The sequence below is a fragment of the Mycobacterium sp. 3519A genome, assembly GCF_900240945.1.
GTDB lineage: Bacteria > Actinomycetota > Actinomycetes > Mycobacteriales > Mycobacteriaceae > Mycobacterium.
The window spans coordinates 1,975,824-1,988,139 of the sequence record NZ_OESG01000013.1; the positions used below are offsets into that span (position 1 = coordinate 1,975,824).

At 70.0% G+C, this 12,316-nt stretch carries 13 protein-coding genes; 7 read left to right on the forward strand and 6 right to left on the reverse strand.

The genetic code is table 11. The annotated features are described in order from the left end of the window. The first annotated feature begins 1 nt into the window (after position 1). Genes infB through C1A30_RS17405 form a run of 4 tightly spaced genes read left to right on the forward strand, consistent with a single transcriptional unit; the run spans position 2 to position 5,530 of the window. Positions 2–2,722 (forward strand): translation initiation factor IF-2, encoded by a 2,721-nt coding sequence (gene infB / locus C1A30_RS17390; protein WP_101949435.1) that lies wholly within the window; start codon positions 2–4, stop codon positions 2,720–2,722. A 13-nt stretch (positions 2,723–2,735) separates the two neighbouring features. After that, the gene (gene rbfA, locus C1A30_RS17395) at positions 2,736–3,242 is read left to right on the forward strand and encodes a 30S ribosome-binding factor RbfA (RefSeq protein ID WP_101949436.1); all 507 of its coding nucleotides are present in this window, start codon (positions 2,736–2,738) and stop codon (positions 3,240–3,242) included. Then, entirely contained in the window at positions 3,217–4,218 is a 1,002-nt protein-coding gene (locus tag C1A30_RS17400) for a bifunctional oligoribonuclease/PAP phosphatase NrnA (RefSeq protein ID WP_369974132.1), read from the forward strand. Before rbfA ends, C1A30_RS17400 begins: the two co-directional genes overlap by 26 nt. Further along, positions 4,211–5,530, forward strand: coding sequence for an MATE family efflux transporter (locus C1A30_RS17405; RefSeq protein WP_101949438.1), 1,320 nt, complete (start codon positions 4,211–4,213; stop codon positions 5,528–5,530). The genes C1A30_RS17400 and C1A30_RS17405 overlap by 8 nt, the downstream gene beginning before the upstream one ends. A 6-nt stretch (positions 5,531–5,536) precedes the next feature. Here the strand turns inward: C1A30_RS17405 and C1A30_RS17410 are convergent, their stop codons facing one another. Beyond that, a complete protein-coding gene (locus C1A30_RS17410) occupies positions 5,537–6,256 on the reverse strand; it encodes an LpqN/LpqT family lipoprotein (RefSeq protein WP_101949439.1) in 720 nt (239 codons plus the stop codon). Next, a complete protein-coding gene (locus tag C1A30_RS17415; RefSeq protein ID WP_101949440.1) occupies positions 6,253–6,657 on the reverse strand; it encodes a hypothetical protein in 405 nt (134 codons plus the stop codon). The genes C1A30_RS17410 and C1A30_RS17415 overlap by 4 nt, the downstream gene beginning before the upstream one ends. A gap of 180 nt (positions 6,658–6,837) precedes the next feature. Here C1A30_RS17415 and C1A30_RS17420 point away from each other — a divergent pair, with 180 nt between their 5' ends. Then, complete coding sequence (locus tag C1A30_RS17420; RefSeq protein WP_101949441.1) at positions 6,838–8,127, forward strand: sigma-70 family RNA polymerase sigma factor; 1,290 nt, start codon at positions 6,838–6,840, stop codon at positions 8,125–8,127. A 65-nt stretch (positions 8,128–8,192) separates the two neighbouring features. On the opposite strand, the gene C1A30_RS35800 is transcribed toward C1A30_RS17420, so the two are convergent. From C1A30_RS35800 to C1A30_RS17445, 4 genes are all read right to left on the reverse strand, one after another. Then, entirely contained in the window at positions 8,193–9,365 is a 1,173-nt protein-coding gene (locus C1A30_RS35800) for an RNA polymerase sigma factor (RefSeq protein ID WP_200828291.1), read from the reverse strand. Positions 9,366–9,391: 26 nt separating this feature from the next. Beyond that, positions 9,392–10,054: a hypothetical protein gene (locus tag C1A30_RS17435; protein WP_142392619.1), complete on the reverse strand. Its 663-nt coding sequence runs from the start codon at positions 10,052–10,054 to the stop codon at positions 9,392–9,394. Positions 10,055–10,166: 112 nt separating this feature from the next. Next, a complete protein-coding gene (locus C1A30_RS17440) occupies positions 10,167–10,730 on the reverse strand; it encodes a class I SAM-dependent methyltransferase (RefSeq protein ID WP_101949443.1) in 564 nt (187 codons plus the stop codon). Further along, positions 10,727–11,482 (reverse strand): enoyl-CoA hydratase, encoded by a 756-nt coding sequence (locus C1A30_RS17445; RefSeq protein WP_101949444.1) that lies wholly within the window; start codon positions 11,480–11,482, stop codon positions 10,727–10,729. Before C1A30_RS17445 ends, C1A30_RS17440 begins: the two co-directional genes overlap by 4 nt. A 22-nt stretch (positions 11,483–11,504) precedes the next feature. On the opposite strand from C1A30_RS17445, the gene C1A30_RS17450 reads away from it, so the two are divergent. Then, positions 11,505–11,771 carry a DUF2277 domain-containing protein gene (locus C1A30_RS17450; protein WP_101949445.1) on the forward strand — a complete coding sequence of 89 codons (267 nt, stop codon included), beginning with the start codon at positions 11,505–11,507 and terminating at the stop codon, positions 11,769–11,771. Next, a complete protein-coding gene (locus tag C1A30_RS17455) occupies positions 11,768–12,316 on the forward strand; it encodes a DUF1802 family protein (protein WP_101949446.1) in 549 nt (182 codons plus the stop codon). The genes C1A30_RS17450 and C1A30_RS17455 overlap by 4 nt, the downstream gene beginning before the upstream one ends.

Here is a 12,316-nt window from a genome sequence, read left to right on the forward strand (position 1 = left end):
AGTGGCAGGTAAGGCCCGTGTACACGAGTTGGCCAAGGAACTCGGTGTCACCAGCAAGGAAGTTCTCGCCCGGCTGAGCGAACAGGGCGAGTTCGTCAAATCCGCGTCCTCCACCGTGGAGGCCCCCGTCGCGCGTCGTCTGCGCGAATCGTTCGGCGGCTCGAAGCCCGCCGCCGAGAAGGTCCCGGCCGCAGGCAACGGCGCGCCCGCCAAGGCCGCAGAGCCGAAGGCGTCGCCCGCGAAGCCGGCCGCCCCCAAACCCGCGCCGCCCGCGCCGCCGGCAGCACCGGCGGAGCCCGAGGTCGCACCGCCGCCCGCGGCTGCCGCGTCGGCGCCACCCGCGCCGCCGACACCGGCCCGGCCTGCCGCCCCGACTCCGGGCGCAACCCCAGGTCCGCGGCCCGGCCCGACGCCCGGCGCGCCCAAGCCCGCAGCGCGCACCCCGCGCGTGGGCAACAACCCGTTCTCCTCACAGCAGCCGGTCGACCGGCCGATTCCCCGCCCGCAGGCGCCGCGTCCCGGCGCCCCGCGGCCGGGTGCCCCTCGACCCGGCATGTCGCCGGGCAACATGCCGCCGCGTCCAGGCGGACCCCGCCCGGGTCCCGGCGCGCGTACCGGCGGCCCCCGTCCCGGCCCCGGCGGTCGCGGTCCCGGTGCAGGCACCGGTGGTCGTCCCGGCGGTGGTGGCGGCGGCGGTAACTACCGCGGCGGCGGCGCCGGTGGCGGAGCCGGTGCACCCGCGGGTGGCGGCGGTGGTTACCGCGGTCGCCCGGGCGGCGGTGGCCGCCCAGGTCAACGCGGCGGCGCGGCAGGTGCGTTCGGTCGTCCCGGTGGCGCGCCGAAGCGTGGCCGCAAGTCGAAGCGGGCGAAACGCGCCGAATACGAGAACATGCAGGCGCCGGTCGTCGGTGGTGTGCGGCTGCCGCACGGCAACGGCGAGACCATCCGGCTGGCCCGCGGCGCATCGCTGAGCGACTTCGCCGAGAAGATCGACGCCAACCCGGCCTCGCTGGTGCAGGCGCTGTTCAACCTGGGCGAGATGGTGACCGCCACGCAGTCCGTCGGCGATGACACGCTCGAACTGCTCGGCAGCGAGATGAACTACAAGGTGCAGGTCGTGTCCCCGGAGGACGAGGACCGCGAACTGCTCGAGTCGTTCGACCTCACCTACGGCGAGGACGAAGGCGGCGAGGAGGACCTCGAGACCCGTCCGCCGGTGGTGACCGTCATGGGCCACGTCGACCACGGCAAGACCCGACTGCTGGACACCATCCGTCAGGCCAACGTCCGCGAGGAAGAGGCAGGCGGCATCACCCAGCACATCGGCGCCTACCAGGTCGAGGTCGACCTCGACGGCACGATCCGGCCGATCACCTTCATCGACACCCCGGGTCACGAGGCGTTCACCGCCATGCGTGCCCGCGGCGCGAAGGCCACCGACATCGCGATCCTGGTGGTCGCCGCCGACGACGGCGTGATGCCGCAGACGGTGGAGGCGCTCAACCATGCGCAGGCCGCGGAAGTGCCAATCGTGGTGGCGGTCAACAAGATCGACAAGGAAGGCGCGGATCCGCAGAAGATCCGCGGGCAGCTCACCGAGTACGGGCTGATCCCCGAGGAGTACGGCGGCGACACGATGTTCGTCGACATCTCGGCCAAGGCGGGAACCAACATCGAGGCCTTGCTCGAGGCAGTGGTGCTGACCGCCGACGCCTCGCTGGATCTGCGGGCCAACCCCGATATGGAAGCCCAGGGCGTGGCGATCGAAGCGCACCTGGACCGCGGTCGCGGCCCGGTGGCCACTGTGCTGATTCAGCGCGGCACGCTACGCGTCGGCGACTCGGTGGTGGCAGGCGACGCCTACGGCCGCGTGCGCCGCATGGTCGACGAGCACGGCGACGACGTCGAGGCGGCGCTACCGTCGCGGCCGGTGCAGGTCATCGGCTTCACGTCGGTGCCGGGCGCCGGTGACAACTTCCTCGTCGTCGACGAGGACCGCATCGCCCGCCAGATCGCCGACCGGCGCAGTGCGCGCAAACGCAACGCGCTGGCCGCCCGCAGCCGCAAGCGGATCAGCCTCGAGGACCTGGATTCGGCGCTGAAGGAAACCAGTCAGCTCAACCTGATCCTCAAGGGCGACAACGCCGGTACGGTCGAGGCGCTCGAGGAGGCCCTGCTGGGCATCCAGGTCGACGACGAAGTCGAGCTGAGGGTGATCGACCGCGGCGTCGGTGGCGTCACCGAGACCAACGTCAACCTGGCGTCGGCTTCGGACGCGATCATCATCGGCTTCAACGTCCGCGCCGAGGGCAAGGCCACCGAGCTGGCCAACCGCGAAGGCGTGGAGATCCGCTACTACTCGGTGATCTACCAGGCCATCGACGAGATCGAGAGCGCGCTCAAGGGCATGCTCAAGCCGGTCTACGAAGAACGCGAACTCGGCCGCGCCGAGATCCGCGCCATCTTCCGGTCGTCGAAGGTCGGCAACATCGCCGGCTGCCTGGTCCAATCGGGCATCATCCGCCGCAACGCGAAGGCGCGGCTGCTGCGGGACAACGTCGTGGTCGCGGAGAACCTCACCGTTTCGTCACTGCGCCGCGAGAAGGACGATGTCACCGAGGTCCGCGAGGGCTACGAATGCGGTCTGACGCTGACGTACTCCGACATCAAGGAAGGCGACGTCGTCGAGACGTACGAGCTCGTGGAAAAAGAGCGTGGGTAGGAGCGTCGATTAAATGGCCGACCCCGCACGGGCGAAACGGCTTGCCAAGCGCATCTCCACCCTTGTCGCCTCGGCGATCGAGTACGAGATCAAGGATCCTCGGCTGGCCGGCGTCACCATCACCGACGCCAAGATGACCGGCGATCTGCACGACGCCACGCTGTACTACACCGTGATCGGCCGCAATCTGGAAGACGAGCCGGACTACGCCGGGGCGGCGGCCGCGCTGGAGAAGGCCAAGGGCGTTCTGCGAACGAAAGTGGGCGCAGCGCTCGGGGTGCGGTTCACCCCGACGCTGGCCTTCGAACGCGACACCGTGCCGGATGCGGCACACCGGATGGAAGATCTGCTGGCGCGCGCGCGTGCCGCAGATGAGGATTTGGCAAGAGTTCGGCAGGGTGCCAAGCACGCCGGCGACGAAGACCCGTACCGTAAGGGCGGGGCCGAGGGTTCGGGCGGGGACTTGCACGACGAGCTTGACGCTGAGGACACCGGTGACCGCAATCGACAAGATGACTGACGCCCCGCCTGTCACGGGGATGCGCGTCGACGCGCACCAAGCAGCCAAGCTGCTCGACGCGGCCGCCACCGTCAGCGTGGTGTGCCACATCTATCCCGACGCCGACACCATCGGCGCGGGGCTGGCGCTGGCATTGGTGCTCGAACAGACGGGCAAGTCGGTCGAGGTGAGTTTCGCCGCGCCCGCGCTGCTGCCCGAATCGCTGCAGTCGCTGCCCGGCGGGCACCTGCTGGTCCACCCGGACGCGATGCCCCGCGACGCGGACCTCGTCGTCACCGTCGACATTCCGAGCGTGAACCGGCTCGGCGCACTCGGCGAGCTCGCCGACCCGGGCCGCGAGGTGTTGGTCATCGACCACCACGCCTCCAACCAATTGTTCGGCACCGCCAACTATGTGGACCCGTCGGCCGACTCGACCACGATGCTGGTCGCCGAGCTGCTCGACGCCTGGGGCAAGCCGATCGACATCGATGTCGCGCACTGCCTGTACGCCGGGCTGACCACCGACACCGGATCGTTCCGCTGGGCCAGCGCCCGCGCGCACCGGCTGGCCGCCCGGCTGGTGGAGCTCGGGGTGGACAACGCCTCGATCAGTCGCACACTGCTGGACACGCATCCGTTCGCTTGGCTGCCCATGCTGTCGCGGGTGTTGGCCTCGGCGCAGCTGGTTCCCGAAGCGGCCGGCGGTCGCGGACTGGTGTATGCCGTTGTGGGACACCAGGAATGGGCCAACGCGCGGCCCGAGGAAGTCGAGAGCATCGTCGACATCGTGCGCACCACCCAGCAGGCGGAGGTGGCCGCGGTGTTCAAGGAGATCGAGCCGGGCCACTGGTCGGTGTCGATGCGGGCCAAGTCTCTCAACCTCGCGGAAATCGCGAGCGCGTTCGGTGGCGGTGGCCATCCGCATGCCGCGGGGTACTCGGCCACCGGATCCGTCGACGACGTCGTCCGGGCGCTGTACACCGCTCTTGGCTGACGCGGTGATTCCGGCCACCGGCCGCCGGATAGCCGCGTTGGCGTTCCCCGCGTTGGGGGTGCTCGCCGCCGAACCGATCTATCTGCTCTTCGACATCGCGGTCGTCGGGCGGTTGGGCGCCCTGGCGTTGGCCGGCCTCGCGATCGGCGCGCTGGTGCTGGCCACGGTGAGTTCGCAGATGACGTTTTTGTCCTACGGCACCACCGCGCGCTCGGCGCGGTTCTTCGGTGCGGGCGACCGCGCGGCGGCGGTCGGCGAGGGTGTGCAGGCCACCTGGCTGGCGCTGGGGTTGGGTGCGGCGATCGTGGCGGCGGTGCAGGCCGCCGCGGTGCCGTTGGTGTCCGCGCTGGCGGCGGGCGGCGAAATCGCCGACGAGGCAATGCCGTGGATCCGGATCGCGATCTTCGGTGTGCCCGCCATCCTGGTCTCGGCGGCGGGCAACGGCTGGATGCGCGGCGTGCAGGACACCGTACGTCCGCTGCGTTACGTCGTCGTGGGCTTCGGGTTGTCCGCGGTGTTGTGTCCGCTGCTGGTGTACGGCTGGCTCGGCCTGCCGCGGCTGGAGTTGGCCGGGTCGGCGGTCGCCAACCTGGTGGGGCAGTGGTTGGCCGCCGTGTTGTTCATCCGCTCGCTGCTCGCCGAGGGGGTGCCGCTGCGCTTACAGCCTGCGGTGCTGCGGGCGCAGGTGGTGATGGGTCGCGACCTGGTGCTGCGCACGTTGGCCTTCCAGGCCTGCTTCGTGTCGGCGGGCGCGGTGGCCGCCCGGTTCGGCGCGGCCGCCGTCGCGGCACACCAGGTGGTGCTGCAGTTGTGGAATTTCCTTGCGCTGGTGCTTGATTCGCTGGCGATTGCCGCGCAGTCCCTGGTTGGCGCGGCGCTGGGCGCGGGCCAGTTGGCGCACGCGAAGTCCGTCGCGTGGCGGGTGACGATCTTCTCGACGCTGGCCGCCGCGGTGCTGGCTGGCGTTTTCGCGGTCGGGGCGTCGGTGTTCCCGAGCGTGTTCACCGACGACCGGTCCGTGCTCGCTGCGATCGGGGTGCCGTGGTGGTTCATGGTGGCCCAATTGCCGGTCGCCGGAATCGTATTCGCACTCGACGGGGTGCTGCTGGGTGCGGGCGACGCGAAGTTCATGCGCAACGCCACGTTGATCAGCGCACTGGTCGGGTTCCTGCCGTTGATCTGGCTTTCGCTGGCGTTCGGCTGGGGTCTGCTCGGAATCTGGTCCGGGCTAAGCACTTTCATGGTGCTGCGGCTGGCCTTCGTCGGCTGGCGCGCGTTCTCCGGGCACTGGCTGGTGCCCGGCACGGTCTAGCCGCCGTCACAACCGGCTCCCCGCGGGCGGCAACACCGCGAACCCCGCCAAGATCGTCGCGACGTCGTGTTCGGACTTCGCGCTGTCGGGTGCCGCGGTCGTCACCAGCGTGACCAGGCAGGTCTGGTCGGCGCCCTCGGCCACCACCACCAGCTGAGTGGCGGGCGCGCCGTGCCGTCCGCCGACGGCCTGATTGGTGACGGCCAGCGTCTCGGCGGGCCGCCCGCAGACGGTGCTGGCGGTCGCCCGCACGGTCATCGACAGGTCCTTGGCGGCGAGCATGTCCTCCAGCTGAGCCCGGTAGTCGTCGAAGATGATTCGCACATCCAGATCGGGGATTGGCTCCACCGTCACGACTGCGACCTCCTGAGGGCGCTGTCCGTCGCCGGTCGCGATGGCGAAACGAACGGATTCGTCGACTTCGTCGAGTTCGGTGGTGGGCCGCCACCCCGACGGCTGCGGTATCCGCAGCCGCGGTTCGGTGTCGCCGGCGGCCGGAATGTCGAGCATCGGCGCGTCGACGTCCGTGCATTCGCTCGCGGTGGCGGTGAGCGCGACCGGCTCGGCGACCTTGGCGTCGGATCCTGCGACGCAGGCGCTCAGCGGAATCATCAACCCAACCAGTGCGGCGGGGATGAAGACCTTCTTGAGGGTCTGAATGCTCGGCATGAACTGCTCCTTCGTCGACTGGCTGGCGTTGCGGGCGTGGATGGTGCTGTGCGTCATCGGATTTGCCGGGCCGGGGCCAGGGCGCGGTGAGTGTCGATGGCCACCGCACCGAAGGCCAGGTACGCCAACCCGAAGAACACATGCGGCAAGTCGGTGAACAGTTCGGCGCGAAACTCGTTGTGCACCGCGGCGGCGTACAGATCGCGAAGCCAGACGATCGACCAGACAAGGGTCAACACTGCGCCGATGCACACGCAGATACCGCCCAGCACTGCGAGCCCTCGGCGGCACGTCTTCGCGAACCGCTCATGAGTGCCCGACCGGCTCTTCTTCGTGCTCCACAGCGCGGTCGTCCGGCCAATCCAGCCCGATTGCACGCGTCGCGCCTCGGTCCTCATGCGCCCGGCCCAGTACAACAAGGCGACCGACAAGATCAGATCCCAAACGGCGGTTGTCACGTAGTGCTCCTATCTCGGTGGTCTCGAGCTGGCCTTTCACAGGTAGGAGCGCCGTCGCGGCGGCATGCTGACACTTTTTCGCGAGGAGGTTTCCTCCCAGTCGGCAGCAAATTCACCAACCTTGCGCGTGACGTCCTCAGCTGCTCCAATTGGTGAGGGAGTTGCCTGGCAGGAGGCGTAATGACCGCGATTCCTGACTGGAACCTTGTCGATCCGCGCAACACCGACGCCGAACTGGTGAGCGGCAGTGTCGCGGGCGACAAAGCGGCGTTCGCCCAGATCTATGACCGCTACGCCGATCGGCTTTACGACTTCTGCGTCGGCATGCTGCGCGACCGTGACGGCGCCGCCGACTGCGTGCAGGACACCTTCTGCCTGGCCGCGACGCGCCTGGTCCAACTGCGTGACCCCGACAAGCTGCGGCCCTGGCTGTATTCGATCGCCCGCAACGAAGCGCTGCGCCGGCTCCGGCAACAGCGCCGCGAGACACCGACCGACGAGTTACCCGACGTCCAGTCCGAGGACGCCGGACCGGACACCGTGGCCGCCCGCACCGAACTCGCCGAGATGCTGGCCGAGGCCGCCGGCGGGTTGTCGGACCGTGACCGTGCGGTGTTCGACCTGGCGTATCGCCACGGCCTCAACGGTTCCGACCTCGCCGACGCGCTCGGGGTTACGCCGGCCACCGCCAACACCATCGTCAAGCGGTTACGCGGCACGATCGAACGGTCACTGGGTGCGCTGCTGGTGGCCCGGCGCGTGCGCGGCAGGGCGGGCAACTGCCCAGAACTCGACCAGATGCTGGCCAACTGGGACGGCCAGTTCACCGTGCTGATGCGCAAACGGATTTCTCGGCATATCGAGTCGTGTCCCAATTGCGACGACGAGCGACGACGCCTGGTCAGCCCGGCCGCACTGCTCGGCGCCGCACCGGTGTTCATCCCCGCGCCGGAGTGGTTGCGCGACAAGACACTTGGCGACATCCAGCTCGTCTCGCACGACAGCGCGATGAGCGGTCGAACCCCACACAAGCGTCGCTGGGCGGTAGCGGTCGCGGTGGTGCTCGCCGTACTCGGCGGCTCGGCCGCGCTGACATTGGCCTGGCTGAACAAGGATCCGGTGGCGATCATCCCCGCCGAGGTCAGCGAGCCATCGCCGCAACCCGTCGTCGAAAAACCCGCGCCGCCCAGCCCTGTGCCGCCACCGCCCGTCGTGCAGCCGCCACCACCACCGCCGGTGGTGCCGAATTCGCCTGCGCCACCGAGCCAGTCACCGACCTACGAACAGCCGCCCGCCGAGGCGCCCGCGCCGACCGCGGTTGAGCCACCCGACGCCGCGCCGCCGTCCCAGAAGCCACCGATGTCGTTCAGCCCGACCGTGATAGCTCCGCGCCCCGGCCCGCCGACCCCTGGCGGCAACGACGACGGCGGCGGTACGAGGACCGGCGGAAGCAGGGTCGGCGGCGCGTGAACCTCGGCTAGGGCACAGCCGACCCGCCCGGCGACGGGGCGGCGAGGTCGCCCGGACCTGTGAAGTCACCACCCGGCGGCGGTGGTGGCGGGGGCAACGGCCAACGCGGTAAGGGCTGGCTCTGGCGTCAGCTCTGGAACCGATTGCGGCACAACAGATGTGGGTGGCGCCACCCGCGGCGTCCACTGCGGCGGCGGTGGTGGGGTGACGGGCACGGACGGTGGCACCTCGATCACCGGCGGCGCGGGCATCGCAGGCGGGCGCACTGCCTCGCTGACCGTGATCGGCGGCGGGACGGTCGTGGCCGGTTGCGTGTTCACCCAGGCGACGGCCAATGCCGCCGCGGCGAGCAGCGCCACCACGAACGCCGCGACCGGCGCCCGTGGACCGCGCCTGTCCCGTTTGCCGCCAAGAGGTTTCGTCGCCGACGTCAACTCGATCTCGCTGAGCGTGCGCTCACGCAGCCACTGCGGCGCGGGGATGAACGCCGGGGCCGCCCCGAGCAACGCGGCGGGGGTGACCAGCCGCCGACGCTCCTCGTCGCAGCTCGCGCACGACTCGATGTGACGCGAAATGCGTTTGCGCATCAGGACATTGAAATGGCCATCCCAACCGTCGAGGATCCCGGCGAGCTCACCGCAGCCGCCGTTGCTGCGCACCCGCCGCGACACCAGCAGCGCACCGAGCGACCGTTCGATGGTGTCGCGCAGCCGCTTGACGATGGTGTTGGCGGTGGCAGGCGTGACGTCCAGGGCGTGCGCCAGATCGGGTCCGCTGAGACCGTGCCGAAACGCCAGCTCCAACACGGAGCGGTCGCGGTCCGACAGGCCGCCCGCGGCGGCGGCGATCAAATCGGCGAGTTCGGTTCGCGCGGCCAGGGTGTCTGGACCCGCGTCATCTGAAGCCATATCGGGCAGCTCTTCCGAGGGTGTTTCGCGCCGACGCCCGCGGATGCGGCGCAGCGCCTCGTTACGGGCGATCGAATACAGCCAGGGACGCAACTTGTCCGGGTCGCGCAACTGGGGCAGCCGCGTCGCGGCGATGCAGAACGTGTCCTGCACGCAGTCCGCCGCGCCGTCCCGGTCGGCCAGCATGCCGGCGCAGAAATCGTGCAGCCGGTCGGCGTAGCGGTCGTAGAGCTGCGCGAACGCCGTCCGGTCGCCCGCTGTGGACGCCCGAACCAGGTCCCCGTCGGTTCCGGACGGCTCCACGATCTCCCAATGCGGTACTGCGGTCATCACACCGACCCCCTACTCCGATGGCGCTACGGCTTGACCGGGGCCTGCAGGCCGACATCGGGCAGGCTCGGCGGTTGCGGCTTCGGGTCCGGCTTGGGCGCGGGCGCCAACGGCAGGTCCGGCGTCAGATCCGGCTTCGGCTTCGGCGGATCCGGCAACTTGAAGCCCAGATCGTCCGGCACCGGCGGCACCGGGTCCGGCGGTTCGGGCTGCGGGTCCTCGGGCTCCGGGGTCGAATCGTCCGGCTTGGGCGGCAGCGGGGGATAGTCCGGAACCGGGGCCGGGGTCTCGACGACCGCGGTGTCCTGCGCGGGCGGCGTGGCGACGGCGGCCGGTGCGCGCGCAGGTGCGGGTGCGACGATGACCGGTGCCTGCTGCGGTACTGGTGCGGGTGCAGGCGCCGGAATGCTCGGCCCGACCACGACCGCACGCTCGTGCGCCGGTGTGACGATCGGGGGTTGTGACGAGTCGCCGAAGTCGAACAGCGTGACACCCAGCACGGCGCCGCCGATGACGCCGGCCACCAGCGCCGCGGCGAGGATGGCCCGCTTCGGTTGCGGCCTGCGCTCCTGAACTATGTGCGGATCGGCCGGTGGGAAGCCGTAGCGGACCTCCCGCTCCGGCTGGCCGAGTTCGCTTGACGCCCACGCGGCGGCGATGGTGGCGGTGTTCGGATCGGTGGCGGTCATGATCGGTTCCTTGGTCTGCGTGCGCTGCCCCGATTGGGCCGCGGTTACAGGTAGGAGCACCGAGCGGGCGCCACTCTGACAATTTTTCGAACAGGATTTTTCGGGGAGGCTGCTAGCCGACCCTGGCGATCACCGCCCAGCCGAAGTCGTTGGTCTTGACCGCGACGTCGCCGAAGCCCGCCGCCGCCAACCGGTCCGGCAGCGACGCCGGATCGATCGGGTTGTAGATGTCGTCCTCGTGGTGGGCCTTCAGCGCCTCGTCGGCGTGGCTGTCGCTGGCCACCAGCGCGGCACCCGGCCGCAACACCCTGGCCACTTCGGCGAACAGCCGGTCCTGCAGTTCGGCCGTCGGGACGTGATGCAGCATCGTGAAACATGCCGCGCCGGAGAAGCTGTCGTCGGTGTAGGGCAGGTTCGTCGCATCGCCGTGCACGATCTGCACCGACGGCACTTGCGCGAACCGCTCGGTCAGCATCGCCGCGAGGTCGCCGTCGATCTCGACCGCCGTGAGCCGCGGCGCCGACTGGCTCAGCACGTCGGTCGTCGCGCCGTAGCCGGGCCCGACCTCGAGCACGTTGTCGCCCAGCGTGGTCTCACCCAATGCCCACGGCAGGATGATCTCCCGGATGGTTTGGCGCCATTCGTCGCTGCCGCACGCCTCATGTGCCTTGTTCATCGGACCTGCGCCCTTCCCCGCTGCAGCACGGCTTCGCGGTTGGCGGCGATGTCGTCGCCGGTCGCCGAGTTCATCCACTGCTTGGCCGACGTCGCCTCGATCCACAGTCCCGCGTCGGTCTGCGCGGCGTCGATGCGATGGTAGGACGCCAGCAGCGCGCGCACGGCTTGCTGATTGTTGCCCACGATCGACGCCGCGACCCGCCGCGCCGTCGGCAGCAACTCCTCGTGCGGCACCACCTCGGTGACCAGGCCCGCCCGCAGCGCGTCGGCCGCGGACAGGTAGTCACCGGTCAGGCTCATCCGGCGGGCCAGCCCGACGCCGACCTTCTGCGGCAGCCGCACGGAAAGCCCCCACGTCGGCAGCAGCCCGACCCGGGCGTGCGTATCGGCGAACCGGGCCTGCTCGGAGGCGATCAGGATGTCGCAGTACAGCGCGATCTCCAGGCCGCCGGTCACCGCGGCGCCGTTGATCGCGCCGATCACCGGCTTACTCATCGGCGGCCACTGCGGCGAGATGTCCGGCAGCTGCGACGTGTCGCCGAGCTCCTTGAGATCCAGGCCCGCACAGAACACCGGGTCCGCGCCGGTCACGATCACGACGTCGACGTCCGCATCGGCCTGTGCGTCGCGCAGCGCAGTGAAGAACTCCCTACGGAGTTGGGCCGATAACGCGTTGCGTGACTGCGGTCGGTTCAGCGTCAGGGTCCGCACGCGGTCCTCGGTCTCGATGAGCAGAATCTTCTCAGCCATGCAAGCAACCTATCGTGGGGGCATGTGCCGAAATATCACCGAGTTGCGCGGCCTGGAGCCGGCGGCCACCGCCGAGGAGATCGAGGCCGCCGCGCGGCAATACGTCCGCAAGGTCAGCGGCATGACCCGCCCGACGGGCGCCAACGTCGAGGTTTTCGAGACCGCGGTCGCCGAAGTCACCGACGTGACCACCCGGCTGCTGACGGGGCTCGCACCACGACGGCAACCGCCGAAGACCGTGCCGCCGCTGCGGCGCCCCGAAGTGCGTGCGCGGCTGAACCTGACATGACTCCGCAGGCGCTCAAGGAGTGGAGCGCCGCGGTGCACGCGCTGCTCGACGGCAGGCAGACCGTGCTGCTGCGCAAGGGCGGCATCCACGAAAAGCGGTTCGCGGTGGCGGCTTCCCGCTTCCTGTTGTTCCCGACGGTGGCGCACAGTCACGCCGAGCGGGTGCGGCCCGAACACCGCGACCTGCTCGACGCCGCCGCCGCCGACAGCACCGACGAGGCGCTGGTGCTCCGCGCGGGCGCGAAAGTCGTTGCCGCCGTTGAAGTCAACCGGCCTGACGCGCTCGACGAGATCGCGCCGCTGCACATCTGGACCGCCGACTCGGTGAAAACAGACCGCATCGACTTCCGACCCAAACACCGCCTCACCGTGCTCGTCGTCCAGGCCAGCCCGCTGGCCGAACCGGTGTCATTGCCCCGCGCCCCCGAATACGCGGGCTGCAAGAGTTGGGTGCCGCTGCCGGTCGACCCGGCGTGGGCCGACCCGGTGCACGACGACGCCGCGCTGGCCGAGATCGCCCAGCGGGTGCGCGACGCCGTCGGCTGA

Bases quoted from the DNA above. Each gene is read 5' to 3' on its own strand.
- C1A30_RS17455 (WP_101949446.1), top strand. From the start codon at position 11,768: ATGACTCCGCAGGCGCTCAAGGAGTGGAGCGCCGCGGTGCACGCGCTG.
- C1A30_RS17435 (WP_142392619.1), bottom strand. From the start codon at position 10,054: ATGACCGCCACCGATCCGAACACCGCCACCATCGCCGCCGCGTGGGCG.
- rbfA (WP_101949436.1), top strand. From the start codon at position 2,736: ATGGCCGACCCCGCACGGGCGAAACGGCTTGCCAAGCGCATCTCCACC.
- C1A30_RS17450 (WP_101949445.1), top strand. From the start codon at position 11,505: ATGTGCCGAAATATCACCGAGTTGCGCGGCCTGGAGCCGGCGGCCACC.
- C1A30_RS17420 (WP_101949441.1), top strand. From the start codon at position 6,838: ATGACCGCGATTCCTGACTGGAACCTTGTCGATCCGCGCAACACCGAC.
- C1A30_RS17445 (WP_101949444.1), bottom strand. From the start codon at position 11,482: ATGGCTGAGAAGATTCTGCTCATCGAGACCGAGGACCGCGTGCGGACC.
- C1A30_RS35800 (WP_200828291.1), bottom strand. From the start codon at position 9,365: ATGACCGCAGTACCGCATTGGGAGATCGTGGAGCCGTCCGGAACCGAC.
- C1A30_RS17410 (WP_101949439.1), bottom strand. From the start codon at position 6,256: ATGACGCACAGCACCATCCACGCCCGCAACGCCAGCCAGTCGACGAAG.
- C1A30_RS17440 (WP_101949443.1), bottom strand. From the start codon at position 10,730: ATGAACAAGGCACATGAGGCGTGCGGCAGCGACGAATGGCGCCAAACC.